The following is a 22,629-nucleotide window of genomic DNA, read 5'->3' as shown; positions in this document are numbered from 1 at the left end:
CTTTTCGACACGCTCGGCGGTGTCGGGGACCATGCTGATGCTGCAACCGGGCCGCGCCGGCTCGACAACGCCGAGCAAGGCAAATAGTGGCAGTTGCCAGGGACAGCGGGTGCCGGCCTACGTCACCGTGCTCGCCCGCACAGCCGATGCGCGAGAAGCAACGTCACGCCCATGCCCGCCGTCCGGCCCCCAGCGGTCCCGGCGGGATGAGTTTCGCCCAGAATTCGTGGCGGACCGCATCCCACAGCCTCGCCAGTTCTGGAAGAAGTTCTCGTGCTTGCGCGAGATCCGGATAGTTGCCGGGGCTGAAGGCTACCACCGGCGAAGCGTCGGATGCGTCGTGCACGGCGACAATCGCAATCAGATGATGCTGAACCAAACCCCAGGTCACACGCAGTCCGTCGACTTCCGTGCGGCGTACATCATCCATCTTCGCCACCCCGTCGCCGTGCGCTTGTCTCTCGCATTCGGCGACCATCAAGTGGCCGCACTCGGCTATGCGCCGCTATCTCGGCTGGCAACTCGGCTTGGTCACGGATGCACCACCGGAGGCGCTCGCCAGGACTGGTCGGGTTCTCGGACATCGGGGATTCCTGCTTCGATCGTGACGCCTGCGCGTCAAAGTACCCAAGTCGGCTGTTCGCACGGTCTTGAACATAAGACATTAGATTTCATAGTTCAATGGTTCCGCGTGAGTAACTTGTTGAATCCTGCCGCCCATCCCGCCCTCATCTCGGCAGCCGCAGTTCCGCGGAACGGTCTTCTGAGGAGATTCAGGCGTCCGGCGAGGACCCGGACCGCTCGATGGCCGCGAAACACGCCTAGGCTCCGGCGGGCGGTCCGGCCCGAGAATCGATACCCGACCAGCACGTCGAGGTCGACGGCGTGACTACTTCATATAACTTTATAGTTCATATTTCAATTGTTCAGGTCTAGAATAGTGTTACGCCCCGTCACGAGGAGTCGTGTTGCCCCACCAGGAGAGTGCCGGATTGACCGCGCTCGGTGCTGTGCTGTCACCACTCGAGGGTGGCGGTCCGAAAACCGAGGCAGTGGTGCAGCGGCTATCCGCTGCGATCAGCCTCGGCGTGATGGCGGACGGCCAGCAGTTGCCGAGCGAGACCGATCTCGCCAACCAGTTGGGTGTGTCGACGATGACCCTGCGGGAGGCGCTGGCCGTACTCCGGCAGCAGGGAATCGTCCACACCAAGCGCGGGCGCGGGGGAGGCAGCTTCATCCGCGGCTCGGCGGAAGTCCTCGAGAACACCTCGCTGGTGCGGTTGCAGCAGATGAGCATCCAGGAGCTGCGCGATCTCGGGGACGAACACTTCGCCGTCACCGGAGCGGCTGCTGTGTTCGCCGCGCGCCGCGGATTGCGCGCCGATATAGCCCGGCTCCGCGCCCTCGCCGACCGGCTGAAGGACAGCACCGAACTCGCGACGGCACGCCGGGCCGACAGCCGCTTCCATATCGAGATGGCGGTGTGCGCGCAGTCCACCCGGCTGACCCGCGCCGAGGTCGCCCTGCAGGCCGAACTCTCCGCCCTGCTCTGGCTACCCCGGCTGAAACTGGACCCGGCGGCCGAGGCGACCGCCCATCGCGACCTGGTGGATGCGATCGAACGAGAAGACGATGGCCGAGCGAGAGAACTGGCAGAATCACATACTGAATCACGCATCCGCCGCCTCGTCGCCCTACGCTTGGAGCTCAGTGATTGATGAGGGACACCGATAACTTTCCCGCCTCGGTGACCGTCGAGTCGCTCGCTGATGCCGTCACGAAGCTGGCCGACGACGTTTACCTGTCGCTGGCAACCATCGGAACCGCGCTGACAACCCTATGGGATGGTCTCGCCGAAAAGCGGCGGTCCGCTCCCCGGTCGATAGATCTCGCACCGCTGCGCGAGATCATCGTCGGCGAGCTCGAGCGGCGCGGACGGCTGGTCAACGGTGCAGGCGTCGTGATGGCCGACAGCGTTCTCATGGATCGCCCCCGATACCTGGAGTGGTGGCTTCTGGACGCGCGACGTGGACCGCAACGCCTGGTGCTGGAATTGAATCCCCACAATGAATACTTCTACGACTACGCCGCAATGGACTGGTTCGCGATCCCGCGCGACGAGGGTCGGCGATGGGTGCAAGGGCCGCACCTCGATTACGCGTGCACCGATCAGTACGTTTGCACATTCGCGATACCGGTCACGACCAGATCGGAGACCTTCCTCGGAATTGCCGGTGCCGATGTGCCGGTGGCTTCGATCGAGGAGGCCTTGCTTCCGCGATTCCGGGCCGCCGGTCAGCGGGTAGTGCTGGTCAACAGCGAGGGGCGCGTCATTATGGGAACCGATCCCGAATTCACTACCGGATCCAGGACGAGCCGGATGGATCGATCTACCGCATCGGTCCCGATCGAGGCGGTGCCCTGGTCGTTGCATCCGCTGGGAACCACGACATCCCACTGACCCGCAGAACACCACATCGCCTCGACGCGGCGCCACGACGCACATCGGCGAATCAGTAGATGAGCCTCCAGGGTGACCGACGAGCCTGGCTGCGCGCAGGGACTCGGCTGCCGCTGTCAGCGCCTTCCGGTGCAGTACCCCTCAGGGGTGTACTGACAGGGGCGCTCGTTGCGGCCTCCGTACCCCCCGTGATTGCTGCTCCGGCTGCGCTCTCCAACCCCTGAACCACGCCGGTCCGCAGGGTCATGCGAATACCGGTCCGCGCTGACAGCCACCTGAGGCTCTGGCGAGACGATAGCTGGCGTCACCAGTGCGCCTCCGATCAAGGCGATGGCCACCACTCGACGCACCGGCCGCTGCTTCATTGCATGCTCCATAAGATTTACCCGTCGTTTAACGTGCCGTTAGATAACGACACGATAATCGATGGCTCAACGTCTAGGGAAGCGATTTGGCGGAATATGTGAACCGTTCGAGGTGGCCCCCAGGCGTTGGGAGCAGCGAGCACGGGCAGCCCCCGCCTGATCGGCATGCTGTGCGTGGTCGCCCACGACGGTCCGGATTCGACAACGCCCTCGCGTCGTCAGGGATACCTAAACACTTGGCGATGGATGCAGTTGAGCGATGATCGCCGCGCCCATCCAACGTCGCAGATATCGTCGAAGATCGTCCTCGCTCCGTGGTGGATTGCCCGGGGAAACGAAGAACGACTGCATGGTTCGCAGGACGTATTCGACGAGCTCGTGCAGAGATGCGTCGTCGTACCCGTAGTGCTCCCAGTCGACGTCGAAGCGTCTGATCATCGTCATTCCGAAGGTTCGCGCCTCTTCGGAAGTGAGGCCCTCGGGGTGGGCGTTCGAGTACGTTCCCGTCAGCAGAATGCCCAGATGAGGCGTTCGACGTACCTCGGCCAGCGTGTAGACCACTCCCTCGGTCATCGCTTCAGCAGGGTCTTCGATGCCGCTCACATGCTGCGTCAGCCGATCGAGAAATCCGTCGACCGATGCGATCGCGGCGGCCTTCATCAAAGCGTCCGCACTGGGAAAGTATCGGTACACCGTCTGACGGATGACGCCCAGGGACTCCGCGACGTCGGCGATGCTGATTTCCGAACCCGTTCGCCCGATCAGATCGACTGCAGCGGCAACAATCCGACAGGACGCTTCCTCGTCACTGCCCGGTGGACTCCCGCCCCACCCGCGCCTTCCTGCCACTGCCCCGCTTCCTCGGCTCGAACCATGTCGGTCGCACGCAGCCCTCCGCGTGGGAAAAGCCCGCCGACTATCCGGATCAGGGGCCCTGACGCTACCACAGCGCCGTCCCGTCATCTGTTGCGCGATTCGCGACGACGAATGTGATCATACACAGATTCGATCGTGTGTATGATCAGCGCCACCATGGCTTCGGCGCATCCCGAACGACGGCGCCGGACCAGCCCACTTCCGTACGACGAGGTATCGCAAAGTGACCGATCTTCATGTCCGAAAGATGAGTTTCGCGTTCGCGGATTACGATGTCCCCTTCCTCTGGAACGAAGAGAATCCAGCCTTCTCGAGCATGGCCAACGCGGTCTCGTTCCTGGCGATCGGCTTCGAAAAGATGATCGTGAAGATGATCCTTCAAACCAAGCCGCTGATCACCGATCCCGCGGTCGCCGAGGAGGCAGACGCGTTCATGCGTCAGGAAGGACAGCACTCGGCAGCGCACCGCCAGCATGTCAAAGGCCTGATCAAGCGGTACCCGAGGCTGCAGGAGACGCTCGACGAAGTAATCGGCGAGTTCGACCGGCTGACCAAGGAGACCTCGCTGAACTACCGGCTTGCCTACACCGCCGACCTGGAAGCGACCTTCACTCCGGTGTTCAAGCTGATGCTGGACAACGATTCGACTTTGTTCCGGCCCGGAGACGACCGGGTCGCGTCACTGTTCATCTGGCACTTCGTCGAGGAAGTCGAGCATCGAAGTTCCGCGCTCATCATCTTCGAGTCCGTTGTCGGAAGCGATGCCTACCGGATGCGCATGGCCCCATCGATCTTCCGGCACGTCATGAAGGTCATCAGGGTGGCCTGCGAAGGCTTCAACAAGCATGTCCCGCTGGAGGATCGGAAGATCGATGCCCTATCGATGTTCGCGTCCCACCGGCGTAAGCAGAACCTCCGCAAATGGCTACCGCTGCTCCATCCGGAGGAGAACGGCCCGATGGAGCGCGCGTTCGACCATTTGCCGCTCGGCGAGCAACTCGCCGCGTTGGTGGGGATCGTCCGCAGCCAGTTGCCGAAACACAACCCTGCCCACGAAAAGCTGCCCGCACTCGCCGATGTGTGGTTCGAGCGCTACGAGGCAGGCTACGACGTCTCGCACTGGTACACCGCCGACACGGTCGCATCGTAGGAGGACTGATGGCCGATCATTGCTCGCCCACCTTCGAGCACCTCGCGACGGAACTCGGCTTCTCATGTCAGGAGACCGGTGGACTCATCGAGGTCCGTAACCCGCTGTCGTTGGAGAACTGGACCCTGCCGGTCCTCGAGTTCACCATCGTTCTGGGCTCGGTGCTCGCGCTCGCGCTCGCCATCGTGCGACTGCGCCGTAACGGCGATCCCACCAACCTGGTGCTGTGGTTCGGTGCCACCGCATACCTGTTCGTCATCGAACCACCGCTGTATTTTCCCGCTGCATTCGGCATCGAAGACCATGTCGACACGATGTTCGCGCACAACGTGTTCACCGTGGACTTCCTGTGGGGCCGACTCCCGCTGTACATCATCGCGATCTACCCGCTCATGGCCACGCTGGCCTTCGAAATCGTCAGAATGCTCGGCGTCTTCCGGCAGCACAGTGTGCTCGTAGGCGCGGTCTGCGTAGGTTTCGTCCACCACGCGTTCTACGAGATCTTCGACCACCTCGGACCACAGCTGAGATGGTGGGAGTGGTCGACTGCGAACCCGATCAATCAACCCATGTTCGATTCGGTCCCGCTGCCGAGCGTGGTCGTCTTCGCCGCTCTTTGGCCGATGTCGCTGGCACTCTGTGTCCAGTTCTTCGTCGGTCGCTACGTCGACCACGGCCACCGATTCTTCGGCCTCCAGTTGGTATGGCGCACAATAGCAATCGGTATCCTGGCGTCGCTTGGCACTTTCATCCTCCCGATACCCGCGACAGTCCTCGGAATGGGGAGCACGACGATCCGGGGAGTCCTCTACGCGGCGGAACTGGTCGTCGTCACACTTGTCGCGATTCCGATTCTGGCCCGGCAATGGTTGCGCCTGCGACGGGAACCATCGGATGTGCCCCCGTACACGAACCACTTCGTGCGGTATTACAGCGTGGTGTACCTGTGCGTTATGGCGTTACTCTGGGTCACCGCGTTCCCCGACTTCTTCGGCGCCGTCGGCGGTTTCACAGGCGGGGGAGACCCCGTCGGGAACCTCTGGTACACACTGGCGTGCTTCGCCGTTGCCATTCTCTGTGTAATCTCCACATTCGCCGTGCCGCAGAAAGCAGCAGAAGAGAGCACGATCCCTTCCGCCAGAGAACCTGCGGGGTCCGATACGGCATAGTCGACCGCCGATCGGTTCCTCCCATGACCAGGGCGAACCGAGCAGAGGTACCGACAAGGGCGAGCCGGAGTACGGCCGTCAGGGGAGATGCATCAGCTGCCGGGAAAGGGTGAACAGCCGGCGGGCGAGCTTCACGACAGGGATGCCCAGCGGAAGCAGGATTACCGTCACGCACAACACCGCACCGACGAGCCACAGCACGGCTGCGAGGATCCCCAGCACCGTACCGAGCACGGCTGTGAGGATTCCCAGCACCACGCCGAGCAGGCCCTGTAGCAATCGCATGATGACCTCCTAGCTCCCAGTTTGCCCCTCTTGGGGCCGGGGCGCACTTGCCCGTGCCGTCCCGCCTCGACCGGCACGTCCGAACGCCGCCGGGGCGCATCCGGTCGCCATGGAAGCCCTTGCGCGACAGCTCACCGGATGGGTCGCGGAGTCGCCGGACCGCGGGAATCGGTCGCATCGGTCGTAGGGATCGCGGAGGTCGGCGGCGCCACGTCTTCCAGCGGGATCGGCCGGTACGGTCTCTAGCATGAGCAAGGCGATGGTGGAGCTGTCCCATCCGATCTCGGATGGCATGCTCACCTATCCGGGCCTGCCTGGACCGCGAGTCAGCACAGAGTGTTCGCGTGAGCAGTCGCCGCTCATCGACATGGCCTACGACATCGCGCGCGTGGATATGGTCGGCAAGACCGGAACCTATATCGACGCGCCTTTCCATTTCCACGCCGATGGCGCCGATATCGCCGACCTGCCGCTGGAGCGGCTGCTCAATGTGCCGATCGTGGTGATCCGCGTGGCGGAGACCCGGGTGGTGGGGCCGGATGTGCTCGGCGACCCGGCGCGGCTATGGGGCAAGGCGGTGCTGGTGCACACCGGATGGTCTGCCCGGTGGGGTTCGTCCGCGTACCGAGGCCCGGGGCATCCGTTCCTGGTCGGCGAGGTTGCGGACGCGCTGGTCGCCGCCAATGTGGCTGTGGTGGGAATCGACTCGCTGGATATCGACGATACGTCCTTGCCGACGCGGCCGTGCCACCACACGCTGCTCGGTGCGGGGATCCCGATCATCGAGCAGATGACGAACCTGGAGGCAGTCCCTGACGTCGGTGCCAGGCTGGTCGCACTGCCGGCGCCGGTGCGCGGGATGGGCTCGTTTCCGCTGCGCGCTGTCGCCTGGACCGATCACGGCAGCTGACCGCGCGGTAGGCGCCATCTGCGTCGCCGAGGGAACATTTGTCCAAGACACGACCATCGAAGTCGGCGATGGTAGAGGCATGCGCAGTTACGGAACCGGGTCCGCCGCTACGGACCGTGATGCCGAGAACGGCTGGGAGGTCGCCCGCCCCTTCGGCGGTACGTCTCTCGACGGCGTCGGGATGGCTGGGTTCCGCGACGTCAGCGCTATCGGGCTGGACATGCAGGTGCTCCCGCAGCCTGCTGTGATCGTCGTCATCGGGCTGGGGGACGCCCCGTTGACAGTCGAGGACTCCGCTGGGCACCAGCCCCTGCGAAGCTTCGTCGCCGCGTTGTCGCCAGGCGCTACCCGCATCCGCGGCGAGCACGTCGAGTGCATCGAATTGCGCTTGTCACCCCGGGCCGCCTACGCGCTGCTGGGAGTCTCCCCCTGCGAACTGGACGGGTCCGTCACCGGTCTCGACGAGTTGTGGGGGCGGACCGAGCGACGCCTCCGTGAGCAGCTGACCGACGCCACGACCTGGCAGGAACGCCTCATTCTGATGGGCGGGTTCCTGACGGAGCGGGCTGGGCGGGCACCGGCGATGGCGCCTGAGGTGGCCGCCGCCTGGGACAGCATCGTCGCGCACCGAGGCCGGATAGGCATCGGTGACCTCGCTGCGTCCTGTGGGTGGAGCCGCAAGCGGCTGTGGTCCAAGTTCAGGGCTCAGATCGGCCTCACTCCCAAGCGCGCCGCCATGCTGGTCCGGTTCGATCACGCCGCCCGAGCGCTCAGCGCCGGCGAGAACGCCGCCGACGTCGCCCTGGCGTGCGGATACACCGACCAGCCCCATCTCCATCGCGACGTGCTGGCGTTCGCCGGGTGCACACCGGCCGCCCTGGCCGGTAGGGCGACGTCCGCCGGCTGACCCCTGGAAGCAACGGCACAGACCGGTCACACGCACGGCCGCACACGTGGTTCGTGCGCGCGTCCAATACCCAAAGGAAGGAAGGCACCTATGACGAACACCGATGTCCGAGCGGCAGGCATAGTTGACCGTGACCTGATCGCCCGGCTCGCTTTTGGGAGCATGGCAGCGCAGACTCTGCGCGCGGCAGTCAGGTTGCGAGTGGTCGAGTTGATCGGCGACAGGCAGCGTCAGGCCGCCGACGTGGCCGAGGACGCCGCAGCCGCGCCCCAGCCGATGACCCGGCTGCTACGCGCCCTGGCCGGTCTCGGCCTGTTGCGGGAACACACCCCCGGCTCCTTCTCGGTGACCCCGGCGGGCGCACTCCTCGACCCCCACCACCCCGACTCGCTCACCTCGTTCGTGCGGATGTTCACCGAGCCCGCGGTGCTACGCGCCTGGGAGCACTTGGACGGCAGCGTCCGCACCGGCGACATCGCGTTCGACAACCTCTTCGGGACGGACTTCTTCACTCACCTTTCGCAACACCCCGACCTGTCGGCGGAATTCAACGCGGCGATGAGCCAAGCCGTCAGCGAGACCGCCGCCGCGCTGCCGAGCGCCTTCGACTTCGGCCGGTTCACCACCGTCACGGATGTAGGTGGCGGCGACGGAACACTCCTGGCCGGCGTACTCGACGCGCATCCGGGTCTCACCGGTTTCGTCTACGACACGGCGGAGGGCCTGGCCCGGACGCCGAAAACGCTGGAGCGGCACGGGCTCACGGAACGCTGTTCCCTGATCGCCGGGGACTTCTTCCGTTCAGTTCCCGCAGGCTCGGACCTCTATCTGATGAAGAGCGTCCTGCACGACTGGACGGACGAACAGGCGGTCACGATCCTGCGCCACTGCCGCGAGGTGCTGGCGCCCGGCGGCCGCGTCCTGATCGTCGAGCCCGTGCTTCCCGAAGTCGTCGACACCAACGCCGACGCCCACGCCGCCGACGACGGAATCACCTATTTGAGCGACCTCAACATGCTGGTGAACGTGGGTGGTAGGGAGCGCACGCGCAAGGACTTCGAGGACGTGTGCCACCGCGCGGGGCTATCCCTCATATCGATTACTCCGCTCACGGGGGCCGCACCGTTCTCCCTCATCGAGGCCGTGGCCGACCGACCGACCGACCGCGGAGCGCATAGTGCAGAACGCGACGACCACAGTTCACCCAAGGATCGGAGCCGCCGCTTCCCTCCCGAGCCTCGGACAGTAGCGGCCGCAATCGGGTTCCCGCCGCTGTGACCATCTGCTCGAATCCGGAGGTAGCCGAACGGCTTCGGGCAGAGTGGGCGGCGGGCGCCGGAGGCTACAGTCCTTGCCTGCGATCGAATCTGCTGATCAGCGCCTCGGCCGACAGCTGGAATTCGGCCGTCCAGGTGTCTGTTTCGAGTGCGATTATCTCATTGACTCTGCGAGAGAAGTCTCTGAGCAGTTGCATTCGTCGATCTATCTCCGCGTTGGAGTTCGCGGACGCTCTCGAAATAGATGCCCACTCGAGTTGAAAATCGCACAACATCGCATTGATCAACTGCGCGCTTCGGATGTCGCGCATCCAAGCGGTCGAGATTCCGAAGAATCGGTCGAATGCGACGCATCCGGCGGCGCATGCGAGCAGCGCAAAGCCCCAACTCGGATTGACAGCGTCGACTCCCGCGGTAGTCAGCAGGGGTACCAGAGTTCCGAGTAAGCCCAATATGATCATCGACGCGGTGAGGGCTCGACTGGCCTGGCGTTTGGTTAGTTTGTCTCTCGAATACCAATCGCGCGCCTCTATGGCATACGTCTCGACGCGACGGAACAACTGCGCAAGGGTCTCATCGGAACTCGACCAATCGGTCGAACGGATGTCGGGCGAGGGCGGCACGCCGAGGTCCTGCGAGCGATCCGCGCCGGTCGGCGATCGGTACTCTGTCACCGTCGTACTGTAGCGCCCGCACTCCGTCGGCTGGCAGCCGAGTCGGAGACCATGTGAGGCAGCGGGTTTCGCCCGTTTCGGCGATAGCCTCCCGGAGCGGTGCCGAACTCGCTCTCGAACGCCCAGATGTACCGACCGTGCACCGTTGCCAGTGGCGTCTCGGGCCGTCAGGGATGCCACGGCGGTGCGGACCAGGGCGGCGCCGCGGTGCAAAACGCTCGCTATGGCGGTTAGCGGCGGACCGCGGCGAGGATCGCGCCATCGCGGTCGAGGATGGCGCGAACCGCGTCGTGGTCGTCGGGGGTCAAGGAAGCTCGCCGCCGTTTCCAGAAGGAGAGGCTTGCCGCCAACCCGGGATCGACTGTGGCATGGGCACGGCAATACTCGGCCAGCGCCACCCGCAACTGCGGAGACGTCGTCGGCTGTCCAGCGAGATCGATGAGGCTTGTGAGCGTCTGACAGGCGGACACGAAGTCACGGACCGCGGCGGCCGGGCTTGTCGTGGGCTGTCTCATCGTCACCTCGTGTAGGTCGTACGTGTCCGAAACGGTCCCGCTTCTGCACCCGCTCACTGAAAACGCCTGCACCAGACGGCCTTTCGCGCTATCAGCGTAAGGCCTCACCGCCCTGGCCTGCGCAGCACACGCGCATCACGTGGCGACCTCCGCTACCGATGAGAGAACCATGCGTGGGCTGATCGCCAGGCTGGCACGCACTTCGCTTCCGTGCCCGAAGGCGGGATCAAGATCGAGCGCTCGATCGAATCTCCCTATCGGCGATCGGACCGCAGGACCGGCTGCGCGGTAGGTGGATAGGCCGTGCGCGGAGACGCAGTGGCACTGACAGCCAACCGTTCCGGCATCTAGGGCAACGGTTTCGGCAGCTGACCTCGGCGGTCCGGGTCGGCGACCGGGGGTCGATCGTCCTTCCGGGCGGTTCACTGATCACCAGAGTGCCGAAGGGTCACTGCCTCGGCAGAGTATGCAGGGATACCTGGCTCAGCCGACCCGACTCGATCCGTGCGGTCAGGGATGTGTGGTCTGGCTGCCTGCGTCGATCTGTCGACGAGTCGGGGTTGAGCAACCGCAGCCGGTATCGGTAACGCTGTGCATGTTGCTCAAAATTTGCTATAGGTGGCCTCCGCGTTGATGCGCACCCGTTTCGGCAACGCCCGTGCCCCGGGGTTGCGACTCGAGGCAAGCCCGGCTTGGCTGGTCTACATACGCAGCGAGGAGGTTCAGGACCAAGGAAGGAGTGGTCATGTCCAAGACAGCGACCAAGAAGGTCGGCGAATCCAGCTCCGAACGACCGGAGACGGCAGCTTCCGTGCCGAATGCCGAGACCGAACCCTCGACCACCGGATCGGACACAGCGACCACCGAGCGCGCTGGGTTACGTGTCCCGATTCCGACGCTCGGAGTGCGGATGGCGCGAGTCCCGCTTCCACCCGGGCCGCGCACCGTGGCCGCTGGTGTTTCGTCGGCGACGGGGGCGGTGCGCAATCAGGTGCCCGATCGGGAGTCGTTGCTCTACTACGGCGGACTCGGCGCGGCGGCGGTCACCGGCCTGGTGTCGTGGCCGGTCGCCGGTGCGATCGGCGCCGGGGTCTGGGTGGCCGAGCATGCCCGTCGGGAGTCGGGCACCGCGCGATAGTCGAACCGACGAGGTCGCTGAGCAGCGGCGGTTGCGCACCGCTGCTCAGCGATTTCCCCGCCACGGCCGTCGACGAAGCGCCGGTGCAGTCCGGCCGAGCCCCGCACCGGCCCGGCATCCGCTCGAAGAAGTCGCGGTCGCGCCCCAGCAGCGGCTCCACCGCCTACACGAACGTCGATCGGACTGGGCATTTCGGCGCGCACACCTGAGGCGATTCGGCTGCGCCGGATCCGGTCGACCTAGCCCTCGGTCCTGGTGTCGAGGCTGCCCACGATCAGGTCGGTCAGTGCGGTGATCGCGTCGGCGGCGGTTGCCTGCTCTCGGTTGAGTTCGGCGGCGATCGCCTCGGCCGCGCCCAGCAGGCCGACACAGCGCAGCCGCAGCGCTTCGGTCGTGCGGCCGGAGTGTGGCAGCAGTGCGGCGGCCATCAGGTCCGTGTAGCTGTCCAGCATCTCGTGCTGGATCGCCTCCATGTCCGGATTGCCTTTCAGCGCAGCGGAAACGGCGTTGAACTCCGGCATGTCGGTGGCGCAGGCGAAGTACGCGGTGCTCATGACGCGGGCGATCTCGTCAGCGGTGGGTTCGGCATCCCGCAACGCTCGTGTCGTCGCGGCCCGGTGTCGTTCGTCGAGTCGCCGGTAGAGCGCGAGCAGGAGGCCAGGGCGGGTGCCGAAGTGGTCGTACACGATCGGCCTGCTCACCCCGGCGGCCTCCGCGAGGGCGGGCAGAGTCAGTTCGTCGGCACCTCGGGCTCGCACGATCGCCAAGGCGGTGTCGAGCAACTGCTCACGCCTGGCCTGCTTGGACAGGCGAGTTGGTGTTGTGGTCATCGTCCTCCCTTGCGTTGTCGCCCCAGTCTAGCTACAAAGTGTAGGTTACAAAATGTAGCTTCTTCGGCGTTACGAGAGGACACCACGATGGAACAGTCGAAATCGGTACTGATCATGGGCGGTTCGGGGCAGGCAGGCGCAGGCGCCGCCGCGATGCTGCGCCGATGGCATCCGGCGCTACCGCTGACGATCGGGGGTCGTGATCTCGGTCGCGCGCGACGGGTTGCCGACGAACTCGGCAATGCCACGGCTGTGACCATCGAGCTGCAGCGCAGCGATCTCGGTCTCCCGCCCGACCACGGCTACTCAGCGGTGGTCGCGGCGCTGTGGGACGAGCGCCTGCACGGCCTGCACTACGCACAACACCGCGGGTTGCCCTACCTGAGCATCTCCAGCAGCCTGGTGGATATCGCGCCCGAGGTCGTCGCGGGCGCCCAACGCGCAGGCGCCGCGCCGATCCTGGTGGCCAGCCACTATTTCGCTGGTCTCGTTGTCCTCGCGACACTGGACTCGGCCCGGGAGTTCGATCGAATCGACACCATAAGGATCGGCGCCGTACTGGATGAACAGGACACCGGCGGGCCCTCGGCGATAGCGGATCTGCAGCGCTGGTCGGCCGTCACCTCGGCGGGATTGGTGCGTCGTGACGGCGTCTTCACCTGGGTCACCGACTCCGATGCGGAGGTGGGTGTGCTCAGCGTCGACGGCACTGTATTGCCGAGCCAGAGCATCGCCATCCTCGACGTACCGAGCCTCGCCCTCGCAACGGGCGCACCGAACGTCCGTTTCGACTTCGCGGTCGGTGAATCAGCGAGCAGGCGCCGCGGCGAACCCGCTTCCACCGAGGTCCGCATCGACATCGAAGGAACTGGGCCGGCGGGTGCACCGCTGAGCAGCAGCCGGTACCTCGTCCACGCTGCAGGCCAGCGCCCCTTGACCGCACTGGGCGTCGCCCTCGGTGTCGAACGACTACTCGGTCTGCGCGGCGAAGCCGTGGCGCCAGGCATCCACACACCGGAGGCATTGCTCGACCCGGCCTACGCGGTCGAGCAAATGGCGGAGATCGGCACCACCTTCGTCGGCGCACCGGGGGGAGCGGGGTAGTCGTCTATGCCAGCCCGTGCCGCACGGCGAATACTGCTAGTAGCACGCGATTTCGGCTACCGGTTTTCGTCATCGCCGTGGCGATGTAGGACTTCACCGCTGTTATTCCCACGTGCATCGCGTCGGCGATCTCCTGGTTCGTCGAACCGGAACCCACCAACGCCACGACCTCGCGTTCACGCGGAGTGAGATCGTTCTCGGTCGGCTCCTGACGCTCGGCGAGGGCGCGGTTCACCAAGCGGCGGAGTACATCCGGGCTGAACGGACTATCACCCGCCGCAGCCTGTCGGATCGCCTGCAGTAGCTGCGGCGGGCTGGCGTCCTTGGCCAGGAAACCGCATGCACCGGCCTGCAGCGCCGGGTAGAGATGATCGTCGTCGTCGAAGGTGGTGAGCACAACGACTCTCGACACGGGTACCGATGCGGTGATCGCGCGAGTCGCCTCGATACCGTCCATTCCCGGCATGTGGAGATCCATGAAAACTACGTCGGGCTTGGTGTCCTGGGTGAGCCGGACCGCTGCGGCTCCGGCGCTCGCTTCCCCGACCACAGCGATATCGCCTGCGCTTCGGCACAGCATGCGCAGACCGGCTCTGACGAGCGCCTGATCGTCGACGAGGAGTACCGAGATCACGATATTGTCCTAGGTGGAAGCGTGGCGTGCAGGCGCCAGCCGTCGCCGTCCGGCCCGTAGTCGAGATCGCCATCGAGGGCTTCGAGTCGCTCACGCATCCCGATGAGGCCGAATCCGCGGTTACGCCGCCGGAATTGCGACTTTCGATGATTGCGGACATTGCGGACCGATACCGAGATCGCGCCGCCGTCGGTGACATCGGCCCGCACGGTCAGCGCCGCGCCGGTTTCGGAATGCTTGATGGCGTTGGTGATCCCTTCTTGGATGGTGCGGTACAGCACCAGTCCACGAACACCGTCGACGTCGGTGATGGCGGGGTCGATCGTGGACTCTACGCGCAGTCCCGCCATCCTGGCATTCGCGAGCATTGTGTCGATCAGCTGAGGTAATGCCGAACGATCGTCCACCAGTAAGGATCCGACACCCGCGGTGCCGGTGTCGCGTAGGACGTTCATCAATTCGTGCAGATCGCTCAGCGCCGTGTCCGCCGCGCTGTGGATATCGGAAAGCACGTGCTCGATTTCGTCCGGGGCGAGGGTGGAGACGTGCCGTGCCATCCCGACTCGAACGAGTATGGCCGAGACGTGATGGGCGACGACGTCGTGGAGATCGCGGGCGATCTGCTCCCGTTCGGATCGTCGCGCCGATTCGGCCTGCAATCCCACATTCCGCTCGGCCTCCTCTGCGCGACGCCGCAGGGACGCGATGTAGCCGCCGCAGAGCACTGGAACGACGACCAACAGCAGCAGACGATAGACCAATGGCACTGATCCGGGATGGCTCGCCTGGCTCTCGATCGCGACGTATCCGCCGCACAGCACAATGACACCAATTGCTTGCTGTCTCGGTCCTCGCCTCAGGGCGACTTCGAACAAGGCGACGGCAGCCCACGCCTTGACACCGATGCCCACCGATTGGCCGTACCCATGGGCCACGACAAGAAGCACCGCCTGCCCGCACAAGACCGGCAGCGGCCGGCGGCCCCCACCGATCAGCAAGACGCCCGAGACGATCGAGATGACGATGTCGATGCCGTTGGCGCCTTGAACTGCCACATAGGCCAAGCCGATCGGTATCGCGAGTGGCCGAAATACGGCGAGCATATGGCGAACCGCCTTCAGCCGGGGACGCCCGGTGGCATCCTCATTTTCCCACCGCCGAAGGGGCCGCCACCGACGAGGACAGTCGAACCGACCATATAGCCGAAGTCATCGGAACACAGCGCGAGGATTGCGCGTGCGATCTCCTGCGGTGTGGCCATACGGCCGAGACCGGCGACATTGAGCGGGCCCCAGGCGTCGCGGAAGGCGTCCCACACCGGATCCGGCATGCCGCTCGGCCGAACCAGCGCGGTGTCGGTCGTGCCCGGCGCGATCGCGTTCACACGGATGCCCTGACTGGCGTAATCCAGCGACAAGGCTGCCACCAGGCCCTGCAGCGCCAGCTTGCTGGCACTGTATGCCGCGCCGCCAGGCCGCCGTGACTCCGAGGTCGTGCAGATGATCACGCCGCCTCCTGATCGAAGCATCAGCGGGACTTCATGTTTGACCGCGAGGAACACGCCGCGCAGATTCGTGTTCAGCACGTCGTCGAAGTGCTCGACCGGCATTTCGTGGGCAGGTGCGGTGATAGAGATACCGGCGTTGTTCAGCGCGACATCCAGTCGACCGAATTGCCGGTCCACCTCGGCGAGGAGGTTCTGGACCTCGTCGGCGACGCGGACGTCGGCACGGACAAATCTGGCCGCGGAACCGATGGAGCGCTCGATGCTGCGACCGCGATGTTCCCGGCGCCCACAGAAGACCACCGAGGCCCCTTCGTCGGCGAACGCGCGAACGGCGGCTTCACCGATTCCGGATGTGCCTCCGGTGACCAGGATGACTTTTCCCGCGAATCGCCCCTGCGGCGGTGCTGCCGGAAGTGGTGCGGTGGGCGGATTTCGCAGGTAGGCGGGCACCGTTGTCGCCGTGGTCACCGCCACCGCACCGGCAGCAGCGGCGGCAAGCCCGACGAACGCTCGACGCGATCGGCTCGGCTCTGCCGCGGGGTCTTGTGGCGCATCGCTGTGTGTCACGTCGCTCATGTCCCCAATGGTCATCGCGGTCCTCCGGTCGCGGTACCTCCTTTCGGCCGCAAGGAATCAGCCGTCAGGGTGACAACATCGGGCCGACCGGCCCCTAACTCAGGAGCCCCACGATGGTGGCGGACAGGAAGCTGACCAGGGTGGCGCCGTAGAGCAGGCGGAGTCCGTTGCGGGCGATGACAGTGCCCTGTTTTTCGCTGAGGCTGCGGACGGCGCCGGTGACGATCGCGATGGTGGAGAAGTTCGCGAACGACACGAGATAGGTGGACACGATCGCGACGGTGCGGTCGGACAGTCCGGCGTGTTGCTCGTTCAGTTCCTGCATGGCGACCACTTCGTTGGACACCAGTTTGGTGCCCATGAATCGGCCCGCGGCCGCGGCCTCGTGCCACGGGATGCCGGACAGCCAGGCCAGTGGTGCGAAGACGTGCCCCATGACGTCCTGGAACGTGGTGCCGTCGAACAGCGCGGCAAAGACTCCGTTGATCATGGCCAGCAGGGCGATGAATCCGATCAGCATGGCCGCGACGGTGAAGGCGACCTTGAAACCGACCAGGATGTAGTCGGTGAGCATCTCGAAGAACGACTGACGCTTGCGGCTATCGGCGACTTCCTCGCTGAGCAGTTCGGCATCGTCGGCGTCGGTAACCGGGTAGGGATTGATCAGCGAGCACACTACGAACGCGCCGATCATGTTGAGCATGATCGCCGCGATCACGTATTTCGGGTCGATGAGCTGCATGTAGGCGCCGAGGATGGCTGCCGAGACCGTCGACATCGCCGATGCGGCAAGGGTGTACATCCGCTCCGGCGGGATGTCGTCCAGCATGGCGCGGAGCGAGATGAACACCTCGGACTGGCCGAGGATGGCGGCGGCAACCGCGTTGAACGATTCGATCTTGCCGTAGCCGCTCACCCATGACAGCAGCAGGCCGAGGTATTTGATGATCAGCGGCAGCACCCGCAGGTGTTGCAGGATGCCGATCAGAGCGGAGACGAACACGATCGGCATCAGCACCGCGAACAGGAATGCCGGCCCGCTGCTGCCAGTGGTGGGCAGGTCGCCGAAAACGAACGCCGTGCCCTGGGCGGCGTAGCCGAGTAGGTGGGCGAAACTGTCGCTGACCGCGCGAATCACGGTGCGCCCGATCCCGGTTTTCAGCAGCAGCGAACCGAGCGCGATTTGCACGATCAGCAGAACCGCGATCCGCGGCAGCCTAGCGACGGCGGCGCGGCGATCGGTACTGGGCAACCATGCCAGCAGCAGGAAACACGCCAGCCCGACAATTCCGATCAGATAATGCACGCGCACCTCGGATGCCTTGGCGCGCACCCGCTTTTGGCAGCACCTCTCATGTCGGTCCATAGTGAGGTGTCCCCGAGGCTGAGAACCCTTTGGCGAAATATCGTGGCGCAGAGGCTCGGCGGGCGACCGTCAGTCGCCGGATCCGTCAAGCCGACGCGCACGCATGAAGCGCGTGACAGGCCGTGACGGTGCGCCAACCGGGGAGGACTACACCCAGGGAGCCACGGGATACCACGGGATGATGTCGCGCATGGCCAGTAGGCGCACGTCCCAGTAGAGGAAGGTGAAGACGCCGACGACGAGTAGTGCGGTAGCGCTGAGGATGCTGACACGGCGCGGATCGGCTTGGAACCAGCGTTGCAGGCGACCACCGACGACAACGGTGAGGATCAGCAGGACGGCGAGGATGAGGATATTGCCGATGGACTGCAGGACGAACGCCCCTGCGGCGTAGAGGGGGTTGCCTTCTTCGGCGACGTCGCGGAACAGCTTGCGGAACAACGGGAACGGCCGTCCGATTAGGAAGGCACCGATCAGGCCGCCGAAGAAGATCAGAGGCGCGTTCGGGAAGCGGGCGGCGACGCGGGCGAACGGGTCGCGCACCAGGCCGAGGACGGCGAGTCCGAGGTAGGTCATAATCACCCCGATCACGCCGAACACCACCATGGACTGGACGAGGCGCGCGGGCAGCCGGCCGGGTTGGCTGGGCGCGGTGTCGAATTGCGGCATGTCGGTACCGAAGATGCCGACGACGACACCGTAGGCGGCGGACACGACGACCATGCCCGCCGCCATCCACAGCAGGGGCCGCAGCACCGCCCGCACCCGGTTCCACCAGCCGCCCGCGCTGCCCGCCATCGGCGCCACCGCACCGAACACGGCGATATTGCACGCGGTGAACGTGCCTGCCAGGCCGGAGACGAACGCGAACACGACACCCGCACCGATTCCGGCGATCGCGGTCTCGTCGGCATCGTGGCCGAGCAGCCCGTCGGCCACCGTGCCACCGATCGCGCTGTCCACGAACGACGCCGACCACACCACTGTCAGCAGGAACCCGCCGAGCGCACCGAGCAGCAGGACCAGTCCACGCCGCCGTGGATAGTGCCCGTTGACGAACACGCTGGTCGCCTCGGACTGTTCGGGTGCGGGCGAATCGATTGCGGTGGAAGGGGACTCGAGCTGGGTCATCGGGATCTCCTTTCGGCCACTGCCCGGCGACGAAATACCGGGACACGCCTCATTGTCGGGTATCCGTGACCGGCAGTCGCGCTGAGTGACCGAGAACATCACCTACCTCACCGCGGCCCGCCGCGACCTGTGCGGCCGCGGGAAACCGATCAGCCGATGAGCGTGGTCTGGTGACCGACGTGACGAGCGATCAGCGACGCCGCAGTGCCGGGTCGAGCAGGGCGGGCGGCGTGTCGAACTTTTCGTGTGGGGCAAGGTCGGTGCCCGGAGCGACGATCGCGTCGATCGCATCGAGCACGTCGGCGGAGAGCACGGTGCCTGCCGCGGCGAGCTGCGAGTGCACATGGTCCAGCGTGCGGGGGCCGATGATCGCGCTGGTCACGGCGGGGTGCGCGGTCACGAATCCGAGCGCGAGCTGAATCATCGTCAGACCGGCCTGGTCGGCGACCTCGGCCAGCTGCCCGACCGCGTCGAGCTTGGCGCGGTTGGACGCAATGGCGGTGTCGAAGCGCTGCGGCAGCGACGCCGAGCGGTTGGTGGTGATCTCCTGACCCGCACGGATCGCACCCGACAGCCAGCCCGAGGCCAGCGGGCTCCATACGAGGACACCGAGCCCGTACTGCTCGGTCACGGGGAGGACATGGGTCTCGATGCCGCGCTGCAGGATGGAGTAGCCGGGCTGTTCGGTGACGTAACGGCTCAGGTAATTGTCTCGGGCGGCCCATTGGGCTTGCACGATGCGGTACGCGGGAAACGTCGAGGAGCCGAAGTACCGGATCTTTCCCGCGCGCTGCAGGTCGGTCAAGGCCGACAGGGTCTCCTCATCGCTGGTGCGCGGGTCCCATCGGTGGATCTGGTAGAGATCGATGTGGTCGACACCGAGACGGCGCAGGCTGTTGTCGAGTTCGGTGACCAACCAGCGGCGCGAGCTGCCCTGATGGTTGCGCTCGTCGCTCATCGGCATGGTCGCCTTCGTGGCCAGCACGATGTCCTCGCGGCGGCCGGCGATGGCCTTGCCGACCATCTCTTCCGACTCTCCGTCGCTGTACCAATCGGCGGTGTCGATGAGGTTGATCCCGGCCTCGAGGGCGGCGTCGACGATGGCGGTGGCTTCGTCCTGGGTGGTGCGTCCGATTCTGCCGAAGTTCATCGCGCCGAGCACGAGAGTGCTGACCTGCACGCCGGTGCGGCCCAAGGTGCGGTACTGCATGACTGTTCCTCCATGCGGGGTGAAGCGAGTTTGCGATGCGGAGCTTGGTTGCGGTTCGCCTGTCTGGCATCCTGAACACCCGGAACCTTGTTCCGGTTAACACCATACGGAACATGGTTCCGTTTGGCGAGTGGAGTAACGGAGGTAGCGGCGCAGTGACCGACATCGACAGCGGATCAGGATCGCCGGCCCCGCGGAAGCGGGCCGACGCCCGGCGTAACAAGCAGACGCTGCTCGATGCCGCCGCTGCGGTCTTTGTCACCTCCGGCGTCGAAGCGCCGGTACGCGACATTGCGGCCAGGGCCGGCGTGGGGACGGGCACGATCTACCGCCACTTCCCGACCCGAGCGGATCTCATCATCGCCGTCTACCGGCACCAGGTCGAGGCCTGCGCCGAGGCCGGTCCGGCCCTGCTGGCGAGCAATGCCGCTCCGTACGCCGCACTGGGCCAATGGATCATCCTCTTCGTTGATTTCCTCGCCACCAAGCACGGACTCGCTGCCGTGCTGCAGTCCGGCGACGCCGGCTTCGACACGCTGCACGCCTACTTTCTCGACCACCTCGTGCCGGTGTGCACTCGACTGCTCGACGCCGCCGCCGAGGCCGGCGAGATCCGCCCCGACATCGATGCCTACGAACTGATGCGCGGCGTCGGCAATCTCTGCATCGGCGCAGCCGATGACCCCCGCTACGACGCGCGTCGCATGGTCGAACTGCTCATCGCAGGACTGCACCGCCACTAGGAGAGCCAGCCGCGAATTCCTCACGTGGCGGCGCGCCGGCAGCAGCGGCATGGGCGGTCGCTGAGCGGCCACCGCCGAATCCCGCCGCGCTGAATCTGTCGGCACGCCGGGCTACATTCCCCGAGCAGTACGGGCGCCTGGCCGAAATCCGGTGGCGCCCTTGCGCTACCACTACGGCGTCCTGGTCGCCTTCTTCGATGATGCCGCCCGCTCCGGTGCGGCGGCGGTCATGCACTTCGGATGACCCTGAACCCCAGCCTCAGCCGGGAGGGTGTCCGATTTGTCCCAAACTCTTGTACTACCGGCCGTAGTAAGACACAATGATGTTGTGGCCGTATGTAGTGGCTCCGCTACATATCGCCATGCCATCACTATGGGAGGACATATGACGGTCAGCGTGGACCGCCGTCCGATCATCGTCTCCGCCGGAGTGGGAATCGTGGTTCTCGCGGCGGCCGGGATGCTGGATCGGCTGCTATTGGGTGTATTCATTTGTGTCGGAATCGCATTGGGATCTGTCAACGCGTGGCTCACCCGAGTTGCCGTCGGATGGATATCGTGTGATACCGGATCCGGCAAACAGCGTTTGACAGCGACGACAGGGTTGCGGTTGTTCGGTGTCACGACGGTCGCGCTGATCGTCGGTGTCCTGACTCGACCTGATGGGCTCGGCATTTTCTTCGGGCTGTTGGCCTTTCAGATCGCCCTGCTGCTCCGAGTGGCGGCGCCGGTGTTGCGAGCCGGCCGATGACGAAAGTCGAAGTGGGCCATCATGAAACCGCGCACGTCCTCGGCATGGACTTCCATGTCGACACCATCCTTGCCACCGTGGTCGCGGCTGTTGTCGTGGTGGGGCTCGCATTCTATCTGCGCGTCAAGCTGACGTCCGGTGTCCCGAACGGGGTGCAGTTGTTCTTCGAGACCGTGACAGTGCAGCTGCGCGGTCAGGTGGAAAGTGCTGTCGGACTACGCATCGCGCCATTCGTGCTGCCACTGGCGGTGACGTTGTTCGTCTTCGTTCTGCTGTCGAACTGGCTGTCCGTGCTGCCGGTGCAGTACGGCGACGGCGAGCTGATCAAACCACCCGCCGCGGACGTCAACTTCACCTATGCGCTCGCGCTGTTCGTCTTCCTCTGCTATCAGTCCGCGGGTATGGCGCGACGCGGCCCGATCGGGCATGTGAAGCAGGTGCTGAAAGGGCATACCGGCTGGGGCCCAATGATTGTCATCAACATCATCGAGGAACTGGCGAAACCGCTTTCACTGGCCCTGCGATTGTTCGGCAATATGTTCGCGGGCGGGGTGATGATCTCGGTGATCGCACTGCTCCCGGCATGGCTCAGCTGGGGCCCGAACGCCGCGTGGAAGTTGTTCGACCTCTTCGTCGGGCTCATCCAGGCCTTCATCTTCGCCCTGCTGACAGTCCTCTACTTCGGTCAGGCCACCGCGCTCGAGCACGAGAACCACTGAGCTGTGCCACAGCATCCTTGTTCCGGACAGGCACATTTCGAATCAACGGGAAAGGGAAGGAACAGAAAATGGCAGATGTGACCCATGCGACGATCGTCCAGGCGGCGGCGCTGCTCGCGGGCGGATTGATGATGGTCGGCGGCGCGATCGGCGCAGGCTATGGCAACGGCATGGCGGGTTCGGCGCTGATCAACGGCGTTTCCCGGCAACCGGAGGCCGAGGGCAAGCTGCGCGGCAATTATCTGATGGCGGTCAGCCTGGTCGACGCCGTGTACTTCATCAACCTGACATTCATGGCGCTGTTCGCCTTCGCGGCGCCGGGCAAGTAGTG

The 22,629-nt window shown here is 65.1% G+C and carries 25 protein-coding genes; 13 read left to right on the top strand and 12 right to left on the bottom strand.

The window, feature by feature from the left end; genetic code table 11:
• Positions 1–163: 163 nt before the first annotated feature.
• Positions 164–430 (bottom strand): hypothetical protein, encoded by a 267-nt coding sequence (locus OHA40_RS32670; RefSeq protein WP_330230650.1) that lies wholly within the window; start codon positions 428–430, stop codon positions 164–166.
• A 538-nt stretch (positions 431–968) separates the two neighbouring features.
• Between OHA40_RS32670 and OHA40_RS32665 the strand changes: the two genes are divergently transcribed.
• The gene (locus OHA40_RS32665; RefSeq protein ID WP_330230649.1) at positions 969–1,718 is read left to right on the top strand and encodes a FadR/GntR family transcriptional regulator; all 750 of its coding nucleotides are present in this window, start codon (positions 969–971) and stop codon (positions 1,716–1,718) included.
• On the top strand, positions 1,718–2,461 hold the full coding sequence (locus OHA40_RS32660; RefSeq protein WP_330230648.1) for a hypothetical protein: 744 nt from the start codon (positions 1,718–1,720) through the stop codon (positions 2,459–2,461). The genes OHA40_RS32665 and OHA40_RS32660 overlap by 1 nt, the downstream gene beginning before the upstream one ends.
• A 593-nt stretch (positions 2,462–3,054) precedes the next feature.
• Here OHA40_RS32660 and OHA40_RS32655 read toward each other — a convergent pair.
• Positions 3,055–3,675 carry a TetR/AcrR family transcriptional regulator gene (locus OHA40_RS32655; RefSeq protein ID WP_330230647.1) on the bottom strand — a complete coding sequence of 207 codons (621 nt, stop codon included), beginning with the start codon at positions 3,673–3,675 and terminating at the stop codon, positions 3,055–3,057.
• Positions 3,676–3,925: 250 nt separating this feature from the next.
• Between OHA40_RS32655 and OHA40_RS32650 the strand changes: the two genes are divergently transcribed.
• Both OHA40_RS32650 and OHA40_RS32645 read left to right on the top strand, forming a co-directional pair.
• Positions 3,926–4,852, top strand: coding sequence for a metal-dependent hydrolase (locus OHA40_RS32650; protein ID WP_330230646.1), 927 nt, complete (start codon positions 3,926–3,928; stop codon positions 4,850–4,852).
• Positions 4,853–4,860: 8 nt separating this feature from the next.
• Positions 4,861–6,021: a hypothetical protein gene (locus tag OHA40_RS32645; protein WP_330230645.1), complete on the top strand. Its 1,161-nt coding sequence runs from the start codon at positions 4,861–4,863 to the stop codon at positions 6,019–6,021.
• 78 nt (positions 6,022–6,099) lie between these two features.
• Here OHA40_RS32645 and OHA40_RS32640 read toward each other — a convergent pair whose 3' ends face one another.
• Positions 6,100–6,306, bottom strand: a complete 207-nt coding sequence (locus OHA40_RS32640) for a hypothetical protein (protein ID WP_330230644.1) — start codon at positions 6,304–6,306, stop codon at positions 6,100–6,102.
• Between the two features lie 247 nt (positions 6,307–6,553).
• On the opposite strand from OHA40_RS32640, the gene OHA40_RS32635 reads away from it, so the two are divergent.
• From OHA40_RS32635 to OHA40_RS32625, 3 genes are all read left to right on the top strand, one after another.
• Entirely contained in the window at positions 6,554–7,216 is a 663-nt protein-coding gene (locus tag OHA40_RS32635; protein WP_330230643.1) for a cyclase family protein, read from the top strand.
• Between the two features lie 79 nt (positions 7,217–7,295).
• Positions 7,296–8,123: a helix-turn-helix domain-containing protein gene (locus OHA40_RS32630; protein WP_330230642.1), complete on the top strand. Its 828-nt coding sequence runs from the start codon at positions 7,296–7,298 to the stop codon at positions 8,121–8,123.
• A gap of 90 nt (positions 8,124–8,213) precedes the next feature.
• A complete protein-coding gene (locus OHA40_RS32625) occupies positions 8,214–9,401 on the top strand; it encodes a methyltransferase (RefSeq protein ID WP_330230641.1) in 1,188 nt (395 codons plus the stop codon).
• 64 nt (positions 9,402–9,465) lie between these two features.
• Here the strand turns inward: OHA40_RS32625 and OHA40_RS32620 are convergent, their stop codons facing one another.
• Positions 9,466–10,074, bottom strand: a complete 609-nt coding sequence (locus tag OHA40_RS32620) for an SLATT domain-containing protein (RefSeq protein ID WP_330230640.1) — start codon at positions 10,072–10,074, stop codon at positions 9,466–9,468.
• A gap of 230 nt (positions 10,075–10,304) precedes the next feature.
• Positions 10,305–10,589, bottom strand: a complete 285-nt coding sequence (locus tag OHA40_RS32615; RefSeq protein ID WP_330230639.1) for a hypothetical protein — start codon at positions 10,587–10,589, stop codon at positions 10,305–10,307.
• Positions 10,590–11,334: 745 nt separating this feature from the next.
• Between OHA40_RS32615 and OHA40_RS32605 the strand changes: the two genes are divergently transcribed.
• On the top strand, positions 11,335–11,727 hold the full coding sequence (locus tag OHA40_RS32605; RefSeq protein WP_330230638.1) for a hypothetical protein: 393 nt from the start codon (positions 11,335–11,337) through the stop codon (positions 11,725–11,727).
• Between the two features lie 239 nt (positions 11,728–11,966).
• Here the strand turns inward: OHA40_RS32605 and OHA40_RS32600 are convergent, their stop codons facing one another.
• Positions 11,967–12,557, bottom strand: coding sequence for a TetR/AcrR family transcriptional regulator (locus OHA40_RS32600; RefSeq protein WP_330230637.1), 591 nt, complete (start codon positions 12,555–12,557; stop codon positions 11,967–11,969).
• Positions 12,558–12,644: 87 nt separating this feature from the next.
• On the opposite strand from OHA40_RS32600, the gene OHA40_RS32595 reads away from it, so the two are divergent.
• Positions 12,645–13,661, top strand: a complete 1,017-nt coding sequence (locus OHA40_RS32595; RefSeq protein WP_330230636.1) for a saccharopine dehydrogenase — start codon at positions 12,645–12,647, stop codon at positions 13,659–13,661.
• A gap of 4 nt (positions 13,662–13,665) precedes the next feature.
• On the opposite strand, the gene OHA40_RS32590 is transcribed toward OHA40_RS32595, so the two are convergent.
• The 6 genes from OHA40_RS32590 to OHA40_RS32565 all read right to left on the bottom strand — a co-directional run bounded on the left by OHA40_RS32590 (position 13,666) and on the right by OHA40_RS32565 (position 20,085).
• Complete coding sequence (locus OHA40_RS32590; RefSeq protein WP_330230635.1) at positions 13,666–14,295, bottom strand: response regulator transcription factor; 630 nt, start codon at positions 14,293–14,295, stop codon at positions 13,666–13,668.
• Positions 14,292–15,398, bottom strand: coding sequence for a sensor histidine kinase (locus OHA40_RS32585; protein WP_330230634.1), 1,107 nt, complete (start codon positions 15,396–15,398; stop codon positions 14,292–14,294). Before OHA40_RS32585 ends, OHA40_RS32590 begins: the two co-directional genes overlap by 4 nt.
• A gap of 14 nt (positions 15,399–15,412) precedes the next feature.
• Positions 15,413–16,378 (bottom strand): SDR family NAD(P)-dependent oxidoreductase, encoded by a 966-nt coding sequence (locus OHA40_RS32580; RefSeq protein WP_330230633.1) that lies wholly within the window; start codon positions 16,376–16,378, stop codon positions 15,413–15,415.
• A gap of 94 nt (positions 16,379–16,472) precedes the next feature.
• Entirely contained in the window at positions 16,473–17,711 is a 1,239-nt protein-coding gene (locus OHA40_RS32575; protein WP_442943863.1) for a NupC/NupG family nucleoside CNT transporter, read from the bottom strand.
• 180 nt (positions 17,712–17,891) lie between these two features.
• Positions 17,892–18,875, bottom strand: a complete 984-nt coding sequence (locus tag OHA40_RS32570; RefSeq protein ID WP_330230632.1) for a hypothetical protein — start codon at positions 18,873–18,875, stop codon at positions 17,892–17,894.
• Between the two features lie 190 nt (positions 18,876–19,065).
• Positions 19,066–20,085, bottom strand: a complete 1,020-nt coding sequence (locus OHA40_RS32565; RefSeq protein WP_330230631.1) for an aldo/keto reductase — start codon at positions 20,083–20,085, stop codon at positions 19,066–19,068.
• 44 nt (positions 20,086–20,129) lie between these two features.
• Between OHA40_RS32565 and OHA40_RS32560 the strand changes: the two genes are divergently transcribed.
• The 4 genes from OHA40_RS32560 to atpE all read left to right on the top strand — a co-directional run bounded on the left by OHA40_RS32560 (position 20,130) and on the right by atpE (position 22,627).
• The gene (locus tag OHA40_RS32560) at positions 20,130–20,828 is read left to right on the top strand and encodes a TetR/AcrR family transcriptional regulator (protein ID WP_330230630.1); all 699 of its coding nucleotides are present in this window, start codon (positions 20,130–20,132) and stop codon (positions 20,826–20,828) included.
• Positions 20,829–21,267: 439 nt separating this feature from the next.
• Positions 21,268–21,579 (top strand): hypothetical protein, encoded by a 312-nt coding sequence (locus OHA40_RS32555; RefSeq protein ID WP_330230629.1) that lies wholly within the window; start codon positions 21,268–21,270, stop codon positions 21,577–21,579.
• Positions 21,576–22,298 carry a F0F1 ATP synthase subunit A gene (gene atpB / locus OHA40_RS32550; RefSeq protein ID WP_330230628.1) on the top strand — a complete coding sequence of 241 codons (723 nt, stop codon included), beginning with the start codon at positions 21,576–21,578 and terminating at the stop codon, positions 22,296–22,298. Before OHA40_RS32555 ends, atpB begins: the two co-directional genes overlap by 4 nt.
• A 68-nt stretch (positions 22,299–22,366) precedes the next feature.
• Positions 22,367–22,627, top strand: coding sequence for an ATP synthase F0 subunit C (gene atpE, locus OHA40_RS32545; RefSeq protein ID WP_330230627.1), 261 nt, complete (start codon positions 22,367–22,369; stop codon positions 22,625–22,627).
• Positions 22,628–22,629 lie beyond the last annotated feature (2 nt).

The sequence above is a fragment of the Nocardia sp. NBC_00508 genome (assembly GCF_036346875.1).
Lineage (GTDB): Bacteria > Actinomycetota > Actinomycetes > Mycobacteriales > Mycobacteriaceae > Nocardia.
The sequence above is the reverse complement of the archived record's forward strand: the minus strand, read 5'-3'. Positions and strand labels throughout refer to the sequence as shown.